Below are 21,244 nucleotides of genomic sequence, written 5' to 3' on the forward strand. Positions count from 1 at the left end.
GGCGACATGCTACCCAGGAGCGTTCAAACCATGCTTGACATCAAATGGATTCGCGACAACCCGAAGGCCCTTGTCGAGGCGCTGGTGAAGCGCTCGTGGTCGGCTGACGAGGCGCAGTCCATGGTCGACGGGCTGATCGCCTCGGACGAGGCGCGGCGCGAGCACGTTACCGAACTGCAGACCAAGCAGGAGCGCCGCAATGCCGCGTCGAAGGAGATCGGTAACGCCATGCGTTCGGGCGATGCCGCCTTGGCCGAAAAGCTGAAAGCCGAAGTCGGCGAGATCAAGGTCTTCATCCAGAACGGCGAGGCGCGTGAACGCGAACTCGACAAGGCGCTGAACGACGCGCTGGCAGTGCTTCCCAACGTGCCGCTCGACGATGTGCCGGTCGGCAAGGACGAGCACGACAATGTGGTCAAGCACATCGTCGGCAAGGTGCCGACGCGGCCGAACTGGGTGAAGGAGCATTTCGAGATCGGCGAAGCGCTCGGCATGATGGATTTCGAGCGCGCGGCAAAGCTGTCGGGCTCGCGCTTTACGGTGCTGAAAAGCGGACTGGCCCGGATGGAACGTGCGCTCGGCCAGTTCATGCTGGACCTGCATACGACCGAACACGGCTACGAGGAAGTCATCCCGCCGTTGATGGTCAAGGACGATGTTCTGTTCGGCACCAACCAATTGCCGAAGTTCGAGGAAGATCTGTTCTTCACGCCGCACGGGGAGGGCAGGCTTGGCTTGATTCCCACCGCCGAGGTCCCACTCACCAACCTTGTGCGCGAAGAAATCACCGCGCATGAAAAACTGCCGCTGCGCTATACCGCGCTGACGCCGTGCTTCCGCTCGGAAGCGGGTTCGGCCGGGCGCGACACGCGCGGCATGCTGCGCCAGCACCAGTTCTACAAGGTCGAGCTGGTGTCGATTACCGACCAGGAATCGTCACTCGCCGAGCATGAGCGGATGACGCAATGCGCCGAGGAAGTGCTGAAGCGGCTCGGCCTGCCGTTCCGCACCATGACGCTGTGCACCGGCGACATGGGCTTTGGCGCGCGCAAGACCTACGACATCGAGGTCTGGCTGCCCGGCCAGAACGCCTATCGCGAGATCTCGTCCTGCTCGATGTGCGGCGATTTCCAGGCGCGCCGCATGGACGCCCGCTACAAGGACAGGGACGGCAAGGGCAACCGCTTCGTCCACACGCTCAACGGCTCGGGCACAGCCGTTGGCCGCGCGCTCATCGCTGTCATCGAAAACTACCAGAATGAAGATGGCAGCGTAACCATTCCTGAAGTGCTGCGGCCTTACATGGGCGGTCTGGAAAAGATCGAAGCGAAATAATGCGTATCCTCCTGACCAACGACGACGGCATTCATGCCGAGGGCCTGGCGTCGCTCGAACGCGTCGCACGTACGTTGTCCGACGATGTCTGGGTGGTGGCGCCCGAGCAGGACCAGTCCGGCTACGCGCATTCGCTGTCGATCTCGGAGCCGCTGCGGCTGCGCAAGATCGGCGAGAAGCATTTTGCCGTGCGCGGCACGCCGACGGATTGCGTCATCATGGGCGTCAAGAAAATTCTGCCTGGCGCACCCGACCTGATCCTGTCCGGCATCAATTCGGGCGCCAACATCGCCGATGACGTCACCTATTCGGGCACCGTCGCCGGCGCCATGGAAGGCGCGCTGCTCGGTATCCGCTCGATCGCGCTCAGCCAGGGCTACAGCTATGTCGGCGAAGATCGCGTCGTGCCCTACGAGACGACAGAAGTGCTGGCGCCGGCGCTGCTGAAGAAACTTGTCGCGACGCCGTTGCCGGACGGCGTGCTGCTCAACGTCAATTTTCCCAACTGCACGCCCGAAGAGGTCGCGGGCACGGTGGTCACCACGCAAGGCAAGCTCGTGCACTCCCTGTGGGTGGACGAGCGCCGCGACGGGCGCGGCCTGCCTTACTACTGGCTGCGCTTCGGCGGCGAGCCGGTCGAGGGCAAGCAAGGCACCGATCTCTACGCGTTGCGCAACAGGCTGGTGTCGGTGACGCCGCTGCAGCTCGACCTGACCGCGCATGAAATCCGTGACCAATTGAGCAAGGCGCTTGCATGAACCAAGGCCTCCCGATCGATGACCGCGAAGGTTTTGCTGCCTTTCTGCTGCGCCTGCGCGGCCGGGGGACTGTGCCGAAGGCGCTGATCGCGGCCTTCGAGGCGACGCCGCGGCGCGGCTTCCTGGCGGCCCAGTTCCATCAGATCGCCTGGTCGGACCGTATGCTGCCGATCGAATGCGGCGAGGCGATCGAAGGTGCCGACATGCAGGCGGCGGTGATCGCGGCGCTCGCTATCGAGCAGGGCAACCGCGTGCTCGAGATCGGCACCGGCTCGGGCTACACTTCGGCGGTGATGTCGCGGCTGGCGGCGCGGGTCATCACCACCGATCGCTACAAGACGCTCGCCGAGCAGGCGCGGCAGCGCTTCGAGGCGCTCGGCATCGGCAATGTGATCGTGCGCCACGCCGATGGTTCCGGCGGGCTGCCGAATGAAGGGCCATTTGACCGTATCGTCGCCTGGGCTGCCTTCGACAGCCTGCCGCGCTTCCTGCTCGACCAGTTGTCGAGCGGCGGTATCGTCATCGCTCCGATCGGCCCCGAAGAGGGCGAACAGGTGCTGGCCAAGCTGACCAAGGTCGGCAGCCGCTTCGAGCGTGAAGACATCGGCCTCGTTCGCCTGCAGCCGATCCTGCGCGGTGTCGCCGCTGTCATCTAGCGCGTATGTCGATGTTCAGGCCGCGCCGCGTCGGGTGCGCGCGCCGTCTTCGACCCCGGCCGGCATGACCTGAAAATCTCCCCTGGGCTCGCTCTCTAATATTTTAAGAAAAATTGCGTCGGATTCCATGGGGTTAACCGTCGAGTAACATTAACGCGCTTTAATCATGCCTAGTTTGTACCGGGTATGTGCGGGTTAGTGCGATGCAACTCAGTGTTTTGAAGACAAACGGTCGCAATCTGGCGCGAGGCTGCGCCATACTGATGGTCGCGGGTGCCGCTGCGGGGTGCAGTTCCCAAGTTTCGCGGTTCAATGGCGTCGACGATGTCTTTACATCCTCGACCAACAATCAGCGCGCCATCATCAACAAGCAGGATGCCGTACAGCAGCCCTATCCGGGCGATGTCGCCGCCGCTCCGATCGATGGCAGCCATACACAGTCGGTCAGCCGCTCCAGCCTCGATCCGGTCTCGACGCGGCCGCTGCCGCCGCCGGTTGCCCAGGCTTCCGAAGTGGCGCCGGTGTCGAAGCCGGTACGCACCGCATTGGCCCCGGCACCGCATGTCGACAGGACCACGACCGGCACCGTCGCCCCAGTGGCGTCGCCTTTCAAGGTTTCGCAACCTGACGAACCCCGCGTGGCTGCTTCCGGCACTCCGCATGCAACCGAGATCGTCGTCAGGGACGGCGAAACGATCGGCGGCCTGGCGCAGCGCTACAAGGTGCCGTCCGACGTGATCATGAAGGTCAACGGGTTGAGCGCGACCAAGGGGCTGAAGACCGGCCAGAAGCTGGTCATCCCGGCCTACGCCTATTCGAGCAAGAGCGAGCCGAAGCTCGCGGATGCCAAGCCGGCGAAAGACACCAAGCACAACCTGCCGGCCACCGCGCCCGACAAGGTGGCCGTCCTGCCGCAGCAGCCGAAGCCTAGGGAGGGCAAGTCCGCCGCTCCGGTCGACACGTCGGCCGCCGCGAGCCAGCCCAAGGAGCCCAAGCCGCAGGTAGCTGCGGCCAAGGCGACCAATGCAGCTGGCACCTATACGGTTCAGTCGGGCGACACGCTTTCCTCGATTGCCAGGAAGACCGGTGTCGGTGTCGTTGCCATCAAGCAGGCCAACGGCATGCAGGATGGCTTGCTCAAGATCGGCCAGACCCTGAAGGTGCCTGCCGGTGGAACCGCGATCGTCGCCGCCGCCAAGCCGGCCAAGGTCGATCCGGTGACGACGGCCACGACGCAGCCCGCGGCAAAGACCACGCCGTCGGAAACGCTGGCGTCCTACACGCCGCCGAAGAAGGATTCGAAGGTCATCCAGCAGGCCGAGGCCGACGACGCCGTCGCGCCAGACGCCACCGGCATCGGCAAGATGCGCTGGCCGGTGCGCGGCCGCGTGATTTCCGGTTTCGGCTCCGGCAAAGACGGCGTTGACATCGCCGTACCCTCTGGCACACCGGTCAAGGCAGCCGAAAACGGTGTCGTCATCTATGCCGGCGACGGCCTCAAGGAATTCGGTAACACGGTGCTGGTGCGCCACGAGAATGGCCTGGTCACCGTCTACGGCCACGCCAGCTCGATCGAGGTCCAGCGCGGCCAGAAGGTCAAGCGCGGCCAGGAAATCGCGCTGTCGGGCATGAGCGGCACGACGGACTCGCCGAAGCTGCACTTCGAAGTGCGCAAGAACTCCGCCCCGGTCGATCCGTCCGGCTATCTCGAATAGTCGAGGCTATCTCGAATAGAAGAAAAAAAGCAATTTTGCGGGCCGTCTGACCTCCAGTCCGGCCCGCCGGCTCAGCCCGTTCCGAAAGGAGCGGGCTTTTTCAGCTTCAACGCGACGCGCCAGTCTTCAAGCTTCAAAGATGATCACGCAGGGTGTCGGCGATCATGACGCCAAGGCTGCTGGCCTTGATGCCGAGAAGCGTCTCCGCGTCGGAGGAATCGACCAGCAAGGGATTGTCGAAGAGGTAGCTCATTTCGATGAGCTCATGCATGCCCGATGCCTCCATTTCGGGGATGGAATAGGAACGTGTCTCTGGAATTTCACGGTGAAGCATTGCCGCCGTCGTTAGGATGAGTTCCCGGGGTGAGGCGTGTTGCGATGGAACATGGAATGCTCGTCCCCATTCGCCCGTGTAGCGGGAAGCGGCGACCAGTGTCCTGGCCACGTCCTTCGTGAAGGACCAGGCATGAGTCGCGTCGAGGTTTCCAATGAAAGCAGTCGGCCTCCCCTCGATTATGGAGGGCAGCGCGACCAGTGAGAAAGAGCTGATCGCGCCATGTCCAAGATAATCGCTGGACCGCACTTCGACTGCCGGCACGTCCGCACGGACCGCGCGCTGCCACATGATCGTCCGGGCGGTTCCTTTCTTCGAAGTCGGATCCAGAGACAGGTCGGAGTGAAGCGGACTATCGGCATGTTCGCCATAGCCATAGAGGTTTCCGAGTATCACAAGCTTCGCGCCGACCGCTTCCGCGGCCCGCACGGTGCCGTCGATGATTGGGAAAAAGTCGGTCGGCCACCGGTGATAGGCGGCCATGGCACACATGAAAACGGCGTCGGCGTTTCGGCAGATACGCGCCAGTTCAACGCCATCGGTGGCATCGGCCTGCACCGCCCGGACGTTCCGCAACCCGTTTGAGCCGACACTCCGGCTCGTGAGAACGACATCATGTCCTTCTTCTCCCAGAAGGCGCGCGGTCTCGTGCCCGACCGGGCCTGCTCCGACAACTACATAAAAACCCATGGCAACCTCTCGTCCAAACTCTATGGAGAGGCGTAGGTACATGTCCCCGGCATTGAAAATCGCGCGGAAATTGCCAATTCTTGGACAGGTTTTGCCATGAAGTGAGAAAGCATGCATTCGCAGTCTGTTCCGGCTCGATTTCCGCCCGACGTCACAATGGCCTTCTGGCATATCGAAGCGGGCGTCCATCGTCTCTCCAAAGCGGCCCATCATCGCATCATGGTGCATGCAAGCGCGGCGACGCGTTCCTACTGCAATGAGGTTGGTCGATATTTCGTGAGGCGCGCCGGCGATATTGACCTGGTGCCCGCTGGCCAAGAGGGCGGTTTCGAGACTGAAACCCCGTTCGACACGATCGAGATCGCGTTACAACCAGCCCTGATGGAAAGGGTGGCGGCTGAGCTTGGCGGCAAGGCGCGCGCATTGCCGCTCGACACACGTCACCTGCTTCGTGATCAGCGCATCCAACATCTCGCCCGAGCACTCGAGAGCGATGTCAACGCAAACTCACCGAGTGGACCTTTGTTTGCCGACAGCATTGGCGCAGCTCTTGCGGTGAGGCTGCTCGGTCTTGACAATCTCGATGTCGACCGAAGAAACCGGTTGTCAGATGCCCAGCTCAAGCGTGTGTTGGAGCATATTGAGGCTGGCCTGCACGAGCCCCTTTCGATCCTCCGACTGAGCCGAGTTGCCGGGGCGAGCAGCTCGCACTTGCGGGCTTGGTTCAAGGCGGCGACAGGCTTCACCCTGCACCGGTACGTCTTGCGACGCCGGGTCGAACGCGCACGCGTCCTGCTCCGGCGCGGGGATCTCAGCACAAGCGAGGTTGCGGAATTGACGGGCTTTGCGCACCAGTCACACCTGGCGCATTGGATGCGTCGTGAGATCGGCCAAACGCCGCGTGACTTGCGGCGGTCGCAGCCCAAATGATCTTGTCATTGGATGGCGTTGGCGACGCCACCCAGCGTATCAGTCCCTCAGTGGCTTGCCGAGCCGGCCAGCCAGGTCCTGGGTGAACTGCCAGGCGACGCGACCTGAGCGGCTGCCGCGGGTGGTCGCCCATTCCAGTGCTTCGGCGCGCAGTTGCTCGGGATCCACGACAAGGCCATGGTGCCTGACATAGCCGTCGATCATGTCGAGATACTCGTCCTGCGAACATTTGTGGAAGCCGAGCCACAGCCCGAACCGGTCGGACAGCGACACTTTTTCCTCGACCGCCTCGGACGGGTTGATGGCGGTCGAGCGCTCGTTCTCGATCATGTCGCGGGGCAAAAGATGCCGGCGGTTCGAGGTGGCATAGAAGATGACATTGGCGGGGCGGCCCTCGACGCCGCCTTCGAGCGCTGCCTTGAGCGATTTGTAGGAGGTGTCGTCATGGTCGAAGGAGAGGTCGTCGCAAAACAGGATGAAGCGGAAGGGCGCCGCCTTGAGCAATCCCATCAGCTTCGGCAGCGTGTCGATGTCCTCGCGGTGGATTTCGATCAGCTTCAACGGCAGGTCGGACTTGGTCCTGGCGTTGATCTGGGCATGCACGGCCTTGACCAGCGACGATTTGCCCATGCCGCGCGCGCCCCACAACAATACGTTGTTGGCCGGATAGCCGCCAGCGAAGCGTTCGGTGTTGTCGACAAGGATGTCGCGGACGCGGTCGACGCCACGGATCAGGCCGATGTCGACGCGGTTAACCCTGCGCACCGGTTCCAGATAGCCCGGATCGGCCTGCCAGACGAAGCAATCGGCCGCGCCGATGTCGGTTTGGGGTACCGGCGGCGGGGCAAGACGGCTCACCGCTTCGATCAGCCGGTCGAGTTTCTGGTTCAGGGCTTCAATGCTGCTGTCGGTCATGGCTGTCTTTTGTTTCGCGTTTTGACGTGTGGGGGCGTGAAGCTGGCCGATTCCGTCTGATACAAAACCGGCTGCAACCTTTTGTTCGAGCGTGATCTTTTCCAAAAACTGGCTCGCGCTTTTCGCGATCCTGCTCTAACACGGCTCAACAGGCCGGAAAAGCAGCCGATTTGGGCGGCCGCGCAGTTGCATTGACAACTTTACCGACTATATTCCGGCCAAATTTCAAGGGGCCGCCAGATTGGCGGCTGTTTTCAAAATTCAGGAGTACCTCGATGTTCGTGACACCGGCATACGCCCAAGGCGTCGGCGCTTCTCCAGACATGTTCATCAGCATTTTGCCGTTTGTCCTGATTTTCGTGATCATGTATTTTCTGATCATCAGGCCGCAGCGCACGCAGCTGAAGAAGCGCGGCGAGATGCTGGCCGCGGTCCGTCGCGGCGACACGGTCGTCACCGGCGGCGGCTTCGTCGGCAAGGTGACCAAGGTGATCGACGACAACGAGCTCGAGATCGACCTCGGCGGTGGCATGAAGGTGACGGCGCTGCGTTCCACGATCGCCGATGTGCGCGTCAAGGGCGAGCCGGTCGCCAACCAGAACGCCAAGAAATAACCGAATTGTCGGCGGAGGGATCCGCCAGCATGCCTGACGGAGGACGCCATTTGCCGCCTTCTTCGCGCTTCAGGATAGTTCTGATCTGTGTGGCTGCGGTCATTACAGCAGTGCTTGATGTGTCCATCCTTTTCGCGGCAAGTCCGCTCGCGAAGCAGCCTTATTGGGCACCAAAAATCCAGACGGCGATTGGCCTCGATCAAAAGGGCATTTCGCGCTTCGTATTCGGCCTGGATCTGGACGAATTGATCAAAGGCAGGCTGGAGACGACCCAAGACGAAATCCGCTCACTGCTGCGTTCCGCTCACATCGGCTATACCGGTCTGGCTGTATCGGGTCGCGCGGTTCAGGTACACATTTCGGATGCCGCTCAGCTTGTTTTGGCCAAAGTAACGCTAAAGACACTGACCGATCCGTCTGCCGATGATGACGCAGTCCAGGAGCTGGTGCTGGATGAGTCCGGACCAGTCTTGCTCAAATTCGTCATCACGGGCGCCGGCATCAAATACCTAACGTCCGCGGCTTTGAAGCAGTCAGTGGAGGTCATCAAGCATCGCATCCATGACTTCAGGAGGGTTGAATCGGGCATTTCGGAGCCGATCGTGCGGCAGCAAGGCGATGATCGGATTATGGTCCAAGTGTCGGGCCTCAAGGATTCGCATAGGCTAAGTAATATCCTTGTTCGTGCCGCCAAGCTGACTGTCCAGATGATTGATGGATCGATGCCGGTGAAAGACGCGCTTAATGGGCCGCTGCCCAATTCGTCCAGCATGCTTTATTCACACGACGATCCGCCGGTCCCCTACCTGATCGAGAACCGTGTCATCGTTTCGGATGACAACCTGATCAATGCGAAGCCGGCCTACAGCCCGCAAAGTAACAAGCCGATTGTCCTGTTTTGGGTCGATTCAAAAGGAACCGCACGGCTAAGCCGGGAGACCTCGCAGAATGTCGGCAGTTCGTTTGCAGTCGTGCTGGACGGTCGGGTGGTTTCAGTACCGGTAATCCGCGAGCCCATCCTTGACGGCATCGGCCAGATATCGGGCAATTTCACTGTCGAGGACGCTAACGATCTCGCCGTGCTATTACGCAATGGCCGCTTACCCGCACGATTGACAATAGTTGAAGAAAGTCCGATGGCAGCACCAAAGTGACCGCCTTGTGCTCGACAACCACAGATGCGCGGATGAATGGTGAGCCGGTGGCGAACCAGAATGCCAAGAAATAACCGAATTTTAGGCGGAGCGATCCGCGGACACGCTCTGACGGACGACGCCATATGCTGTATTTTTCGCGCTTCAAGATGATCCTGATCTGGGTGGCCGTGGCCATCACGGTGATCCTCGCCGCGCCCAATCTCATCCCCGCAAGCACTTTGGCCAAGCTTCCCGACTGGGTGCCGAAGCGGCAGATGACGCTCGGCCTCGATCTGCAGGGCGGCTCGCACATCCTGCTGGAGATGAATCAGAACGATCTGATCAAGGACCGGTTGGAGACGACGCGCGACGAAATCCGCACGCTGCTGCGTGACGCCAAGATCGGCTACACCGGCCTCGCCGGCACCGGACGTGTCTTGCAGGTCCGTATCACCGATCCCGCCCAGATCGATGCCGCCAAGACGGCGCTGAAGACGCTGACCGATCCGGTCGCTGCCGGCCTGTTCACCGGCGGCTCCATCCAGGAAATGACGCTCGATGATTCCGAGCCCGGCCTGCTCAAGTTCAACGTCACCGACGCCGGCATCAAATATCGCACATCGACGGCGCTGACGCAGTCGATCGAGGTGGTCGAGCGCCGCGTCAACGAACTCGGCACGACCGAACCTATCGTGCAGCGACAGGGCGACGACCGTATCCTTGTCCAGGTGCCGGGTCTTCAGGACCCGCAAAGGCTGAAGGAAATCCTCGGCCAGACCGCCAAGCTGACCTTCCAGATGGTCGACCAGTCGATGCCGGTGCAGGATGCCCTCAACGGCCGTCCGCCAGCCGGCTCGTCGGTGCTGTACTCGCAGGACGATCCGCCGGTTCCGTATCTGATCGAAAATCGCGTCATCGTCTCGGGCGAAAACCTCGTTGACGCACAGGCGACATACAATTCGCAGAACAACGAGCCGGTGGTGTCGTTCCGCTTTGATTCGAAAGGGGCGGCGCGCTTCGGCCAGGCCACTGCGCAGAATGTCGGCAAGCTGTTCGCCATCATCCTCGACAACCAGGTGATTTCGGCGCCGCAGATCCGCGAGCCGATCCTCGGCGGCACCGGCCAGATATCCGGCAACTTCACCGCCCAGAGCGCCAACGACCTTGCGGTGCTGCTGCGCGCCGGTGCGTTGCCCGCAACGCTTACGGTCATCGAAGAACGCACGGTGGGTCCGGGCCTTGGCCAGGATTCGATCCATGCCGGCAAGGTCGCCGGCATCATCGGTTCTATCCTCGTCGTCGCCTTCATGTTCGTCGCCTACGGCTTCCTCGGCTTCCTGGCCAACATCGCGCTGGCGGTGCACGTGGCGATGATCGTCGGCGTGCTCTCGTTGCTTGGCGCGACGCTGACCTTGCCTGGTATCGCCGGTATCGTGCTGACCATCGGCATGGCGGTCGATTCCAACGTGCTGATCTACGAACGAATCCGCGAGGAGCGACGCGCCGGCCGCTCCGTGATCCAGGCGATCGATACCGGTTTCACCAAGGCGCTGGCGACCATCGTCGATTCCAACATCACTTCGCTGATCGCCACCGTGGTGCTGTTCTATCTCGGTACCGGGCCGGTGAAGGGCTTTGCCATCACTTATGCCATCGGCATCCTGACGACCGTGTTCACCGCTTTCACCTTCACCCGGCTGCTGGTCTCGATCTGGCTGCGCCGGGCTCGCCCGAAGGAACTGCCGCGCGCGCCGGTGACCTTCGTTCCGCCCGGCACGAAAATTCCGTTCATGGGCATCCGTCGCTGGACGTTCACGCTGTCAAGCGCACTGTCGATCCTCTCGGTGGTGATGTTCATGACCGTCGGCATCAATTACGGCATCGATTTCAAGGGCGGTTCGCTGATCGAGGTACAGGCCAAGAGCGGCAATGCCGACCTCGCCGACCTCCGCTCGCGCCTGACCGAGCTCAACATCGGCGAAGTCCAGGTCCAGCAGTTCGGTACGCCCAACGACGTGTTGATCCGCGTCGGCACGCAGGATGGCGGCGAGAATGCCGAGCAGACCGTCATCGACAAGGTGCGCGGCGAACTGCAGGACAATTATGACTTCCGCCGCGTGGAAGTGGTGGGACCGACAGTCTCCGGAGAACTCGCCAAGCAAGGCACCATCGCCATGCTGATCGCGCTGCTCGGCATCCTGGTCTATGTCTGGTTCCGCTTCGAATGGCAGTTCGCGGTCGGCGCCATCGTGGCGACGGTGCACGATGTGGTCATGACACTTGGCTTCTTCGTCATCACCGGGCTGGAGTTCAACCAGTCGTCACTGGCGGCGATCCTGACCATCATCGGCTATTCGCTGAATGACACGATCGTGGTCTATGACCGTGTTCGCGAGGATCTGCGAAAATACAAGCGGATGCCGCTGCCGCAACTGTTGAACAACGCCATCAACGAGACTCTGTCGAGGACGACACTGACGTCGGTGACGACGATCCTGGCGCTGCTGGCGCTGGTGCTGTTCGGCGGCGAGGTGATCCGCTCGTTCACCATGGCCATGCTGTTCGGCGTCGTCTTCGGCACCTATTCCTCGATCTTTATCGCCGCACCGCTGCTGATCCTGTTCAAGTTGCGGCCGCAGGCAACTGCCGACGAGGAGAAGCCGGTCAATGGCGGCAAGGCGGTCGCGACCTGACGCGCCGCCCCGAAGGGATGACAGAACGATGACCAGCAAAGGCATCGTCATCCGCGAGGCGCATTTTCCGGGCCGCGCGCCGATCGAAGCCTACGGCAATGGCGGGTTCCGCTTTGCCGACATGTCGCACCGTGGTTCGCTCATGTGCCTGCCATCCGGCATCCATGGTTGGGAACCGGCTGATCCCCTGGCGCTGACGGTGGCGGATTTCGACAGGCTGCTGGCTGAGGCCGACAAGGTCGAAATCCTGCTGGTCGGCATGGGCAGGGATCTCAGGCCATTGCCCGCCGCATTGCTGGCCGCGCTGAAGGCCGCCGGCATTGCATCCGACCCGATGTCGACGGGGGCCGCGGTGCGGACCTACAATGTCCTTCTGGCGGAAGAGCGCGCGGTGGCCGCAGCGCTCATTGCCGTCGATTGACATGTCTCGAAGCGCTGAAATCGTCATGGACGCGGTGCGCGCCACCGACCATGACCGCTATCTGACCGCGCTCTATGCAACGGCGGACAAGCGCGACGCGCTGTTTTCGCTCTATGCCTTCAATGCCGAGATCGCAGGCATTCGCGATCGCATCCATGAAGCGCTGCCGGGCGAAGTGCGGCTGCAGTGGTGGCGCGATGTCATTGCCGCCGGCGGCGAGGCCGGCGCCGGCCATCCCGTTGCCGAAGCCTTGAACGCCACGATAGCGACGTTCGGCCTTCCGGAGCCGGCCTTCGAGAACATGCTCGATGCGCGCATCTTCGACCTCTACGACGACCCGATGCCGTCGCGCACCGATCTGGAAGGCTATTGCGGCGAGACGGCCGCAGCACTCATCCAGCTTGCGGCGATGGTGCTCGATCCCGTCGAGGCGCCGCGCTTTGCCGATCTGGCGGGCAGGGCAGGCTGTGCGCAGGCGATGACCGGCCTGCTGCTGCTGTTGCCGCTGCATCGCCGGCGCGGACAGTGTTTTGTCCCGGCCGATATCCTTGCAGCGGCCGGCTCTTCGCCGCAGGAGTTCGTTGCCGGTGATGGCGGACCCGGCGCCAAACGCGCGGTGGCGGCGATGATGGCGCTGGCACGGGAACATCTTTCCGCCTTCGAGCGAGGCGCTCCGGCTCTGCCTGTATCGCTGCGTCCGGCATTCCTGCCGCTCGCCCTGTCACGTGCCTATCTCGGCAAGATGGAGAATGGTTCGCCGCTCGAAGGCGTGGCGCGGCTGTCGGCCTTGCGCCGGCATTGGCTGCTGCTGCGTCGCGCGAGCAAGGGCTGGCCTGCGCTTTGACGTAAACGTCAATCATGTTAAGACGTCCCCGCGCCAAACTGTTGCTGAAGACAACTGGCCGGCCCGGAGGAGATGAATGAGCTTACCCATATTGGTAGCGATCGTTACCTTCGGCATCGCGCTGTCGGTTGCGGCGGTGCATTTCACCGGCGGCAGCAAGACGGCGACGCTCAGCAGTGTCGATCGCGCAGTGAGCCGATTCACTGAGGATTTTCCCGACGAGATCGCGACGGTGGTCCGCCTGACAGCGGATGCCAAGACGGCGTTTCTGGATATCGGGCGAGGGCGCATCGGCATCGTTCACAGCATCGGCGATCGCTTTTTGACCCGCATCGTCTCGCCTCAGAATGTCGCGGTTTTGAACGCCGGAGATGCGAACACGGTTTCGCTGCGGCTCGCCGATTTCACCTGGAAGGGCGGCCGCTTCCGCTTTGCCAGCTCAACGGATGCACAGGGCGTGCTGAAAGCGCTTGAGCCGCAAGGTTCAAATTCCACTGGGCAGGCCGCGTGATGGACAGCTACAATTTCCCGCAAGTCACCCAACTGGCCATCCCGTTCTTCGTGGTCGCGATCCTGATCGAGCTTTGGTTGGTGCGCACCGGCCGCGCCAGGGATTCGTTCGAGACGCGCGACACCTTGACCAGCCTGATGATGGGCACCGGCAATGTCGTTGCCGGGCTGCTGCTTGGCGTCGTGTCCTACTGGGCACTGCTGTGGCTGTGGCAATTCCGCGTCTTCAATCTCGGCCTGTCGGTCTGGGTGTTCCTGGCCGCCTTCCTGCTCGATGATCTGCGCTACTACGTCTATCATCGCATCGCGCACCGGGTGCGCTGGGTGTGGGCCGAACACGTAAACCACCATTCCAGCCAGCACTACAATCTGTCGACGGCGCTCAGGCAAAGCTGGACCGGTCTGTTCACCTTCATGTTCATTTTGCAGGCGCCGCTGGTGCTGCTCGGCTTCCACCCGGCGGTGATTGCCTTCACCTTCGGCTTCAACCTTGTCTGGCAGTTCTGGATCCACACCGAGACGATCGGCAAGATGTGGAGCTGGTTCGAGTTCGTCTTCAACACGCCGTCACACCACCGCGTCCATCACGCCACCAATCCGCGCTACCTCGACGCCAACTATGCCGGCACGCTGATCATCTGGGATCGCGTGTTCGGCACCTTCGTCGGAGAACTGGAAGAAGACCGGCCGCGCTACGGCATCGTCAGGAATGTCGGCACCTTCAATCCGCTGAAAGTGGCGTTCCATGAATGGATCGGCATGTTCAGGGATGCCTTTGCGCCCGGTCTGACGTTGAGCGACCGCCTGAACTATCTGATCAAGCCGCCGGGCTGGAGCCATGACGGCTCGCGCGAAACTTCCGAGACATTGAAAGCTGCCTATGTCAGGCGAAATCCTGATGAGGCGGGCAAGCCGGGGTTGCCGGCGGCTGGTGTCGAGCCAGCCGAATAACCATCGCCTCAGGATGGTTCGCTCGACCCGCCCTCGCGCATCAGCGTTTCATAGTCGCGACCGCCATGGAAGATGTTGACGATGCGGACGAAGTTATCGTCGATGATGTAAGCGATGACTGCAGAGTGCTCGAACGGAACTGTTCGCAATCCTGGCAGGATGTCGTCGCGGGAACGACCGCCGCGAGGCGCGTTGCCGATGCTCTGGCACCGGTCTTCGATGCGCAGAACGAACTTCAGCGCGACGTCAGGACTTCCATTGGCTTCGACTATATGTCTGAAAATGTTGGCCAGATCATTTCTGGCATCTTCACGATACTCGACCTCAAGCCGCCGAATCATCGGCACGGCTCGAATACTGGGCGAAGAGTCCCCGGAGGTGAGTGCGAACCTCTTCTCCCGAATGGCCCGGCCTTGTATCCTCGATCGACGCCTTCACCCGGGCTCTGATCGACGCCATGCGCTCGGCATGCTCTTCCTCTTCGCGCTGGAAGGCGCGAAGGGCTGCACGGATGACTTCGCTGGCCGATCCGAAGGAGCCATCTTCGACCTTTTCGCGGATCATGCGCGCCATTGCGGGCGTGACGGTGACCGATAGTTTCTCGGCGGATTCCATGGCTGTCTCTCTTAGGCAAGAAGTGAGATAGTATCCTACTTGACGCCTATGGTCCAATCAGGGAGGAAGCTGGCTACTCTGCAGCTTCGGCCGTTTCCGTTTGCGCCGCCAATCCCAGCCATTGCCGGCAATCGGCGCGTGCGCGCGATGTGATGGCATGCCGCTTGGCGACGGTCTTGTCCTTGCCGCGCATGCGCTTGCCCTCGGTCTTCGGCGCTTCCACAGGCGGGAACAGGCCGAAATTGACATTCATCGGCTGGAAAGAGCGCTTTCCCGGCTCGTCATCCGAAACGATGTGGCCGCCTGTGATGTGGTTGAGCAGCGCGCCGAAGGCCGTAGTCAGCGGCGGCAGCGACGGCGCATGGCCGAGCCTTTCCGCGGCGGCGAAACGGCCGGCGAGCAGGCCGATCGCGGCACTCTCGACATAGCCCTCGCAGCCGGTGATCTGGCCGGCAAAACGCAGGCCGGGGCGCGACTTCAGCTGCAGCGAAGCGTCGAGCAAGGTCGGCGAGTTGATGTAGGTGTTGCGGTGCAGGCCGCCGAGGCGGGCGAAATCGGCGTTTTCGAGACCCGGTATGGTGCGGAACACGCGCACCTGCTCGGCGTGCTTCAGCTTGGTCTGGAAGCCGACCATGTTATAGAGCGTGCCCAGCGCATTGTCCTGCCGCAGCTGGACGACGGCATAGGCCTTCACCGTCGGATTGTGTGCATTGGTCAGCCCCATCGGCTTCATCGGGCCGTAACGGAGCGTCTCGACGCCGCGTTCGGCCATGATCTCAATCGGCAGGCAGCCGTCGAAGTAGGGCGTGCCTTCCCATTGCTTGAATTCGGTTTTCTGGCCGTCGACCAGCGCCTGAACGAAGGCAAGGTACTGGTCCTTGTCCATCGGGCAGTTGATGTAGTCCTTACCGGTGCCGCCGGGCCCGACCTTGTCGTAGCGCGACTGGAACCAGCAAATGTCCATGTCGATCGTGTCGAAGTGGACGATCGGCGCGATGGCGTCGAAGAAGGCTAGCGCATCGGCGCCGGTCGCTTCCGCGATCGACTGGGCAAGTGAGGGCGCGGTCAATGGACCCGTGGCGATGATCGCCTGGTCCCAATCCGCCGGCGGCAGGCCCGGCACTTCCTCGCGCTGGATTGATATCAGCGGGTGCGCTTCAAGCCTTTTCGTCACCGCGTCGGCAAATCCGTCGCGGTCGACGGCGAGCGCGCCGCCAGCAGGCACCTGGTTGGCGTCGCCGGCGCTCATGATCAGCGAGCCGGCCAGCCGCATTTCGGCATGCAACAGGCCGACGGCATTGTTGTCGGCGTCGTCGGAGCGGAAGGAGTTCGAACAGACCAGCTCGGCCAGGCTGTCGGTCTTGTGCGCATCGGTGCCGCGAACGGGCCGCATTTCATGCAGGATGACGGGCACGCCGGCCTCGGCTGCCTGCCATGCGGCTTCGGAACCGGCGAGGCCGCCGCCGATGATGTGGATTGGGTTTTTGCTCATGAACGCCGGAATAATCGCTTGGTGCGGCGATTGCAATTGCCGTGCGCGGTGCGGAGCAAACAGCTGCTGATCGGAGCGCCCCTGAAAACAACAACACCCGCCGGGGGAGGAGGTCCGGCGGGTGTCGTTTTTGGGGTCGACCCTCGGGAGGAGGTGAAGGCCGACCATATTCGTCATCGCCGGGGAGGAGGTCGGCTTTGACGAAAACTCTTTCGCTAATTTTGAAAGGGGCGAAACCCTTCTGGGGCCGGGAAACAGCGCCCGCCGCGGGAGGAGGTGCGGCGGGCGCCGTTTTGGTGGCCAACCTTCGGGAGGAGGTGAAGGTCGGACCTATTCGTCATTGCCGGGGAGGAGGTCGGCTTTGACGAAATCTCTTTCGCTAATTTTGAAAGGGGCGAAACCCTTCTGGGCAAATTTGATTTGCCCCGGGGAAACAGCGCCCGCCGCGGGAGGAGGTGCGGCGGGCGCCGTTTTTGTGGTCAACCCTTGGGAGGAGGTAAGGGGTGACCGTATTCGTCAAGGTCGGGGAGGAGGTCGACCCTGCCGAAATTCTGTCTAGATCGCCTGGCGGGCGATGATCTTGATTTCGTCGCGGACGATACCGAGATCATGCAGCTGGCGGTTGGAAAGGCGACCCAGCTCGGTAACCGTCTCGCGATAAACGCGCCAGTTACGATAGTTGCGGATCAGGTTCATTGTCGTTCTCTTTTTCAAAACTGGTTCGGACCATTCGCGGTCCGAAGAATTAGACCGCCTTGCGAGCGACGTAAGGAATGTCGCTGCGGCTGATGCCGAGGTCGGTCAGTTCACGGTTGCTTAGGCGGCTCAGCTCGGACACGGTGTCCCTGTAGCGGCGCCAGTTGCGGTAGTTGCGGATCAGGTTCATGGTAGTTCTCGTTTCGTCTTTCTTGCGGATCATTCCGTTTGTGTACGAACTATAAATAGGCGGACCCATATCGATTTAAAAGCGCTATGGCTGCATGGCAGCAATGCAAATTGTGCAATGCAGCATTAACGGGCGTTCACGGACCTGACACAAAGAAACCCGAATCGGAAAATGCCGCCGCGTCAACGATTTGACCGGATCGGCTGAAAAAAGACCAAACGTGGGGGAGACACAGCATGGCGAGCTATTCGTCGCGGGTCAGGGCGGATATCGCGCGCTGGCTGCAGGCCGGGCTGATCGACGCCGCCACAGCCGATTCGCTTTCGTGCAATGTCGAGGCCAACGCGCGCGAGTCGCTTAGCTTCGGCTCTATCCTGGCAATGATGGCCGCCTTGCTGTTCGGCGCCGCCATCCTGATTTTCGTCGCCGCCAACTGGGACGCGATCCCGCGCCTGGCACGCGTGGCGGCACTGTTTGCCGTCATCCTCGGCGGCTATGTCGGCGGCGCGGTGCTGAAGACCCGCGACCATCCGGCGCTCGGCGAAGCGCTGTGGATCGTGGCGGCCGCGGCTTTCGGCGGCTCGATCGCGCTGATCGGCCAGATGTATCATCTCTCGGGCGACGAGGCGTCTGCTCTGGTCACCTGGGGCGCCGGCACGGCGCTGGCGGCGGTTGCGCTGCGTTCGAATCCGCTGACGGTCGCTTCGGTCGGCATCGCCGATGCCTGGCTGTTCCTCAAAGGCTTCGACTACTACAGCCGCAGCGAATTTCCGCATGCCTTCGTGATCATGGCGATCGTGCTGTTTGCCGTATCGTTCTGGACCCGCAGCCAGGCGGCGCGCCACCTGATCATCCTGTCGGTTCTGTTCTATCTTGTGCTGCTCGTCACCAACCACGACACGCTGCAGGTGGCTATCCCGCTGGTCGTCGTCTCGGCGCTGCTGTTCGCGGCCTCGGTCTTCGCGCCGGATCCGGTCGACCGGGTCGTGCAGCTCGGCGGCCGCTTGCCCTTGCACGCACTGCTCGGCTTCCTCACCGGCCTCGCAATGACCCAGTTCGAACTCGCCGACGAGAGCACCTACAACAGCGGTTTTGCCCTCGCTTCGGTGATCGCGCTTGCCGGCATTGTCGCCGCAATCGTGCTGGCAGGACGGGAAAGCCGTGGGCTGCGCTGGTTTGCCTATCTTGGCTTCGCCTTCGAACTCGCCATCATCTATGTGGTGACCTTGCAATCGATGCTCGATACAGCCGGCTTCTTCCTGGCCGCCGCAGTGCTGCTCGGCATCCTTGCGATCGTCATCATCCGCGTGGAAAAGCGTATGAAAGGTCCAGATGCCAAAGGAGCCACGGCATGATCACCGGGAAAAGGCTTGTCATCTCGGCACTGCTGCTGGCGCTCGTTCAAATCGGCTTCCTGAGCTGGATCATCGCCGGTCGCGCGGCCATCCTGCGCAACGGCAAGGAAGTCTTGCTGAAGATCGAACCTGTCGATCCGCGCGACCTCCTGCGCGGCGATTATATTATCCTGGGCTACGATATTTCGCGCATACCGGTGAAAATGATCGCCAACATTCCGCCCGACAAGTTTTCCAGCGACGACACCTCGATTGTCGTGCGCCTGAAGAAGGGCTCCGACGGCTATTGGCAGCCGACGACAGCCTGGTTCGGCAAGGCGCCGAAGCCGGCCGCTGCGGACGAGGCCGATATTTTAGGCCACATCGCCGAGGGCTGGGATCTTCGCGGCGAAGGGATGACCATCGCGCCGGACTATGGCATCGAACGCTTCTATCTGCCGGAAGGCGAGGGGATGGCGATCCAGAACGACATGCGGGTGCGGCCATTCGGCATCCGTCTTGCGCTCGCCGGCGACGGCACCGCGCAGATCAAGGCGCTGGTGGACGGCGACAAGACGCTGTTCGAGGAACCACTCTACTAAGTCCCTTATTTGCAGTGGTGTGAAACATGCCAGTTAGCCTGTCGACGCGTGAGGACATCAACCTCGACACTGTTTTCCGCGTCGCCTGGAAGAAGGACACGGTGGACATCGACGAGAAGGCCTTGCAGCGCATCGCCGAATGCCGCGCCTCGTTTCTCAGGCTGATTGAATCCGATCCGCCACCGGTCATCTATGGCGTCACCACCGCCATGGGAGAGCTGGCGAGCCGCAAGCTCGAACTCGACGAGCGGGATCGCCATGCGCGCATCAAGGCGTTTGCCGCCGCCACCTCGTTCGGCGATCCCTTGCCGGATCGCGTGGTCAGGGCGATCGTGCTTGCCCGCCTGACGAACTTCATCGAGGGCAACGCCGCCACCTCGCCACGCATCGCGCTTGCCGTGGCCGCAATGCTCAATGGTGGGCCGATGCCAACAGTGCCGGCCTCGGGCCAGGGCGGCGCCGGCGAAATCCTGGCGCTCTATCCGCTGTTTGCCGAGCTTTCGACGCGCTTCGATCTCGAGGTCAAGGAACGCGGCTCGCTGATCAACGGCTCGCCCTGCGCTGCAGCCCTCGTAGCGGACGCGGCGCTCGCGGCGCGCCGCCGGATCCGCATGGCGCAAAAAGTGTTCGCGCTGTCGATCGAGGCGTTTCGCGCCCCGCTCGAACACTATGACGCCGCCCTCGATACGCTCTGGGGTGATGAGCATGAGGCCGCGGCCCTGCAGGGTTTGCGGGAATTTCTGGTTGGCGCCGGCGATGGGCGACGCAATTATCAGGCGCCGGTCAGCTACCGCATCGTGCCGCGCGTCCTCGGCCAGGCGCATCGTGCGCTGTCGTCGGCCGAGCGGGCAGCCAATGTGTCGCTGGCCTCTATATCGGACAATCCGGTCTATATCCCGCCCGAAGATGCACATCCGCTCGGCCGCTGCATCTCGACCGGCGGCTATCACAACGCCATGGCGACGCCGGCGCTGGATGATCTGGCGGCGATATGGGCCGACATCTGCCTGCTTTGTGATCGCCACGCCTCCAAGCTGCTCAACGGCAAGGTGTCGCTGCTGCCCGATCTTCTGATGACCGGACGACACTCGGCCGACAGCGATGGCCACGGCAATGTCGGCTACGTGCCGATGGCGATCACCGGCTATCTCGAGCAGGCCAAGCTGGCGGCGCAACGTACCTTCATTCCGGGCACGGAATCGGCCGGTGCGGGGCAGGACGACGTCGCCACGACGGCATTCTTCGCATGGACCAAGGAAGCGACCGCCGGCCGCTGCGTCGATGCCGCCATGGCGATGCTGGCGATGATCGCCTCGCAGGCGCTGCACGTCACCGAACGGACGCCGCCGCCGGCACTGCGCTCCTTCGTCGATCAAATCAGAGCTATCGTGCCGCCTGTCGGTGCCGATCGTGTGCTGGGGCCTGAGCTTGCCAGGCTGGCGGAATGGTTCACACAGAAAGTGTTCGAGGCGTAGAGATGCCAACAAGCCCTGGCTGGTGAAATTGGTGCGCCTGAACGGATGAAATTCGAACCGGTCCTCCTTGGCCAAGGCTTCGGAGGACGCTCCTTTGTCTAAGCGGTGTCGCGCCTTCAGGCGACCCGCTTCAGGTCTTTGTCTTTGTGCATGTCGCTCTCCCAAAACCGAGGTCACTTTGGGCGACATGCACTAACGAGCTTCAGGTGGCTCGCCACTCGAAGCTCGAAGAGCGAAGGCTGGTGCGGACGACGGGAATCGAACCCGTACGATCAGAGATCGAGGGATTTTAAGTCCCTTGCGTCTACCAATTCCGCCACGTCCGCAGGCCAGCCCTT

22 protein-coding genes and 1 tRNA gene are annotated in these 21,244 nt (G+C 62.1%); 15 read left to right on the plus strand and 8 right to left on the minus strand.

Annotated features, from left to right (window positions below):
- The first annotated feature begins 30 nt into the window (after positions 1–30).
- The 4 genes from serS to NKJ37_RS09605 all read left to right on the plus strand — a co-directional run bounded on the left by serS (position 31) and on the right by NKJ37_RS09605 (position 4,464).
- Positions 31–1,335, plus strand: coding sequence for a serine--tRNA ligase (gene serS, locus NKJ37_RS09590; protein WP_352773756.1), 1,305 nt, complete (start codon positions 31–33; stop codon positions 1,333–1,335).
- Positions 1,335–2,093 (plus strand): 5'/3'-nucleotidase SurE, encoded by a 759-nt coding sequence (gene surE, locus NKJ37_RS09595; RefSeq protein WP_023812184.1) that lies wholly within the window; start codon positions 1,335–1,337, stop codon positions 2,091–2,093. Before serS ends, surE begins: the two co-directional genes overlap by 1 nt.
- On the plus strand, positions 2,090–2,749 hold the full coding sequence (locus NKJ37_RS09600) for a protein-L-isoaspartate(D-aspartate) O-methyltransferase (RefSeq protein ID WP_023812183.1): 660 nt from the start codon (positions 2,090–2,092) through the stop codon (positions 2,747–2,749). The genes surE and NKJ37_RS09600 overlap by 4 nt, the downstream gene beginning before the upstream one ends.
- Positions 2,750–2,952: 203 nt before the next feature.
- Positions 2,953–4,464, plus strand: coding sequence for a LysM peptidoglycan-binding domain-containing M23 family metallopeptidase (locus NKJ37_RS09605; RefSeq protein ID WP_128304014.1), 1,512 nt, complete (start codon positions 2,953–2,955; stop codon positions 4,462–4,464).
- Between the two features lie 133 nt (positions 4,465–4,597).
- On the opposite strand, the gene NKJ37_RS09610 is transcribed toward NKJ37_RS09605, so the two are convergent.
- A complete protein-coding gene (locus tag NKJ37_RS09610; protein ID WP_023812181.1) occupies positions 4,598–5,488 on the minus strand; it encodes an NAD-dependent epimerase/dehydratase family protein in 891 nt (296 codons plus the stop codon).
- Positions 5,489–5,599: 111 nt separating this feature from the next.
- Here NKJ37_RS09610 and NKJ37_RS09615 point away from each other — a divergent pair, with 111 nt between their 5' ends.
- Complete coding sequence (locus NKJ37_RS09615) at positions 5,600–6,418, plus strand: AraC family transcriptional regulator (RefSeq protein WP_023812180.1); 819 nt, start codon at positions 5,600–5,602, stop codon at positions 6,416–6,418.
- Positions 6,419–6,457: 39 nt separating this feature from the next.
- Here NKJ37_RS09615 and NKJ37_RS09620 read toward each other — a convergent pair whose 3' ends face one another.
- A complete protein-coding gene (locus tag NKJ37_RS09620; RefSeq protein WP_352773757.1) occupies positions 6,458–7,333 on the minus strand; it encodes an ATP-binding protein in 876 nt (291 codons plus the stop codon).
- A gap of 275 nt (positions 7,334–7,608) precedes the next feature.
- On the opposite strand from NKJ37_RS09620, the gene yajC reads away from it, so the two are divergent.
- The 7 genes from yajC to NKJ37_RS09655 all read left to right on the plus strand — a co-directional run bounded on the left by yajC (position 7,609) and on the right by NKJ37_RS09655 (position 14,502).
- Positions 7,609–7,947, plus strand: a complete 339-nt coding sequence (gene yajC / locus NKJ37_RS09625) for a preprotein translocase subunit YajC (protein ID WP_023812178.1) — start codon at positions 7,609–7,611, stop codon at positions 7,945–7,947.
- A 29-nt stretch (positions 7,948–7,976) separates the two neighbouring features.
- A complete protein-coding gene (locus tag NKJ37_RS09630) occupies positions 7,977–9,101 on the plus strand; it encodes a SecDF P1 head subdomain-containing protein (protein WP_352773758.1) in 1,125 nt (374 codons plus the stop codon).
- Positions 9,102–9,226: 125 nt separating this feature from the next.
- Entirely contained in the window at positions 9,227–11,776 is a 2,550-nt protein-coding gene (secDF, locus tag NKJ37_RS09635) for a protein translocase subunit SecDF (RefSeq protein ID WP_128304016.1), read from the plus strand.
- A gap of 28 nt (positions 11,777–11,804) precedes the next feature.
- Positions 11,805–12,197, plus strand: coding sequence for an Mth938-like domain-containing protein (locus NKJ37_RS09640; RefSeq protein ID WP_352439908.1), 393 nt, complete (start codon positions 11,805–11,807; stop codon positions 12,195–12,197).
- A 1-nt stretch (position 12,198) separates the two neighbouring features.
- A complete protein-coding gene (locus NKJ37_RS09645) occupies positions 12,199–13,041 on the plus strand; it encodes a phytoene/squalene synthase family protein (protein WP_164892931.1) in 843 nt (280 codons plus the stop codon).
- 136 nt (positions 13,042–13,177) lie between these two features.
- Entirely contained in the window at positions 13,178–13,552 is a 375-nt protein-coding gene (locus tag NKJ37_RS09650; protein WP_348629836.1) for a hypothetical protein, read from the plus strand.
- A complete protein-coding gene (locus tag NKJ37_RS09655) occupies positions 13,552–14,502 on the plus strand; it encodes a sterol desaturase family protein (RefSeq protein WP_352439909.1) in 951 nt (316 codons plus the stop codon). The genes NKJ37_RS09650 and NKJ37_RS09655 overlap by 1 nt, the downstream gene beginning before the upstream one ends.
- 8 nt (positions 14,503–14,510) lie before the next feature.
- Here the strand turns inward: NKJ37_RS09655 and NKJ37_RS09660 are convergent, their stop codons facing one another.
- From NKJ37_RS09660 to NKJ37_RS09680, 5 genes are all read right to left on the minus strand, one after another.
- Positions 14,511–14,843 (minus strand): type II toxin-antitoxin system RelE/ParE family toxin, encoded by a 333-nt coding sequence (locus NKJ37_RS09660; RefSeq protein ID WP_128304048.1) that lies wholly within the window; start codon positions 14,841–14,843, stop codon positions 14,511–14,513.
- Positions 14,827–15,117 (minus strand): type II toxin-antitoxin system ParD family antitoxin, encoded by a 291-nt coding sequence (locus tag NKJ37_RS09665; protein ID WP_128304019.1) that lies wholly within the window; start codon positions 15,115–15,117, stop codon positions 14,827–14,829. The genes NKJ37_RS09660 and NKJ37_RS09665 overlap by 17 nt, the downstream gene beginning before the upstream one ends.
- Positions 15,118–15,190: 73 nt before the next feature.
- Entirely contained in the window at positions 15,191–16,609 is a 1,419-nt protein-coding gene (gene trmFO, locus NKJ37_RS09670; protein ID WP_352439910.1) for a methylenetetrahydrofolate--tRNA-(uracil(54)-C(5))-methyltransferase (FADH(2)-oxidizing) TrmFO, read from the minus strand.
- 555 nt (positions 16,610–17,164) lie between these two features.
- Complete coding sequence (locus NKJ37_RS09675; RefSeq protein ID WP_013531314.1) at positions 17,165–17,305, minus strand: DUF1127 domain-containing protein; 141 nt, start codon at positions 17,303–17,305, stop codon at positions 17,165–17,167.
- A gap of 49 nt (positions 17,306–17,354) precedes the next feature.
- Positions 17,355–17,495 carry a DUF1127 domain-containing protein gene (locus NKJ37_RS09680; protein WP_013531315.1) on the minus strand — a complete coding sequence of 47 codons (141 nt, stop codon included), beginning with the start codon at positions 17,493–17,495 and terminating at the stop codon, positions 17,355–17,357.
- Positions 17,496–17,731: 236 nt separating this feature from the next.
- Here NKJ37_RS09680 and NKJ37_RS09685 point away from each other — a divergent pair, with 236 nt between their 5' ends.
- From NKJ37_RS09685 to NKJ37_RS09695, 3 genes are read left to right on the plus strand one after another with little or no spacing between them, the layout of a single operon-like run.
- Positions 17,732–18,850, plus strand: a complete 1,119-nt coding sequence (locus tag NKJ37_RS09685) for a DUF2157 domain-containing protein (protein WP_352773759.1) — start codon at positions 17,732–17,734, stop codon at positions 18,848–18,850.
- A complete protein-coding gene (locus NKJ37_RS09690) occupies positions 18,847–19,431 on the plus strand; it encodes a GDYXXLXY domain-containing protein (RefSeq protein ID WP_352439912.1) in 585 nt (194 codons plus the stop codon). The genes NKJ37_RS09685 and NKJ37_RS09690 overlap by 4 nt, the downstream gene beginning before the upstream one ends.
- 26 nt (positions 19,432–19,457) lie before the next feature.
- Positions 19,458–20,906: an aromatic amino acid lyase gene (locus NKJ37_RS09695; RefSeq protein ID WP_023812169.1), complete on the plus strand. Its 1,449-nt coding sequence runs from the start codon at positions 19,458–19,460 to the stop codon at positions 20,904–20,906.
- A gap of 240 nt (positions 20,907–21,146) precedes the next feature.
- On the opposite strand, the gene NKJ37_RS09700 is transcribed toward NKJ37_RS09695, so the two are convergent.
- A tRNA-Leu gene (locus NKJ37_RS09700) sits at positions 21,147–21,232 on the minus strand.
- Positions 21,233–21,244 lie beyond the last annotated feature (12 nt).

Origin of the sequence: Mesorhizobium sp. M0140 (assembly GCF_040322475.1) — a bacterium.
Lineage (GTDB): Bacteria > Pseudomonadota > Alphaproteobacteria > Rhizobiales > Rhizobiaceae > Mesorhizobium.

Coding starts and splice junctions, on each gene's coding strand:
- NKJ37_RS09685 (WP_352773759.1), top strand. CDS start 17,732: ATGGCGAGCTATTCGTCGCGGGTCAGGGCGGATATCGCGCGCTGGCTG.
- surE (WP_023812184.1), top strand. CDS start 1,335: ATGCGTATCCTCCTGACCAACGACGACGGCATTCATGCCGAGGGCCTG.
- NKJ37_RS09655 (WP_352439909.1), top strand. CDS start 13,552: ATGGACAGCTACAATTTCCCGCAAGTCACCCAACTGGCCATCCCGTTC.
- NKJ37_RS09680 (WP_013531315.1), bottom strand. CDS start 17,495: ATGAACCTGATCCGCAACTACCGCAACTGGCGCCGCTACAGGGACACC.
- NKJ37_RS09665 (WP_128304019.1), bottom strand. CDS start 15,117: ATGGAATCCGCCGAGAAACTATCGGTCACCGTCACGCCCGCAATGGCG.
- yajC (WP_023812178.1), top strand. CDS start 7,609: ATGTTCGTGACACCGGCATACGCCCAAGGCGTCGGCGCTTCTCCAGAC.
- NKJ37_RS09615 (WP_023812180.1), top strand. CDS start 5,600: ATGCATTCGCAGTCTGTTCCGGCTCGATTTCCGCCCGACGTCACAATG.
- secDF (WP_128304016.1), top strand. CDS start 9,227: ATGCTGTATTTTTCGCGCTTCAAGATGATCCTGATCTGGGTGGCCGTG.
- NKJ37_RS09640 (WP_352439908.1), top strand. CDS start 11,805: ATGACCAGCAAAGGCATCGTCATCCGCGAGGCGCATTTTCCGGGCCGC.
- NKJ37_RS09630 (WP_352773758.1), top strand. CDS start 7,977: ATGCCTGACGGAGGACGCCATTTGCCGCCTTCTTCGCGCTTCAGGATA.
- serS (WP_352773756.1), top strand. CDS start 31: ATGCTTGACATCAAATGGATTCGCGACAACCCGAAGGCCCTTGTCGAG.
- NKJ37_RS09690 (WP_352439912.1), top strand. CDS start 18,847: ATGATCACCGGGAAAAGGCTTGTCATCTCGGCACTGCTGCTGGCGCTC.
- NKJ37_RS09695 (WP_023812169.1), top strand. CDS start 19,458: ATGCCAGTTAGCCTGTCGACGCGTGAGGACATCAACCTCGACACTGTT.
- NKJ37_RS09675 (WP_013531314.1), bottom strand. CDS start 17,305: ATGAACCTGATCCGCAACTATCGTAACTGGCGCGTTTATCGCGAGACG.
- NKJ37_RS09605 (WP_128304014.1), top strand. CDS start 2,953: ATGCAACTCAGTGTTTTGAAGACAAACGGTCGCAATCTGGCGCGAGGC.
- NKJ37_RS09600 (WP_023812183.1), top strand. CDS start 2,090: ATGAACCAAGGCCTCCCGATCGATGACCGCGAAGGTTTTGCTGCCTTT.
- trmFO (WP_352439910.1), bottom strand. CDS start 16,609: ATGAGCAAAAACCCAATCCACATCATCGGCGGCGGCCTCGCCGGTTCC.
- NKJ37_RS09620 (WP_352773757.1), bottom strand. CDS start 7,333: ATGACCGACAGCAGCATTGAAGCCCTGAACCAGAAACTCGACCGGCTG.
- NKJ37_RS09660 (WP_128304048.1), bottom strand. CDS start 14,843: ATGATTCGGCGGCTTGAGGTCGAGTATCGTGAAGATGCCAGAAATGAT.
- NKJ37_RS09610 (WP_023812181.1), bottom strand. CDS start 5,488: ATGGGTTTTTATGTAGTTGTCGGAGCAGGCCCGGTCGGGCACGAGACC.
- NKJ37_RS09645 (WP_164892931.1), top strand. CDS start 12,199: ATGTCTCGAAGCGCTGAAATCGTCATGGACGCGGTGCGCGCCACCGAC.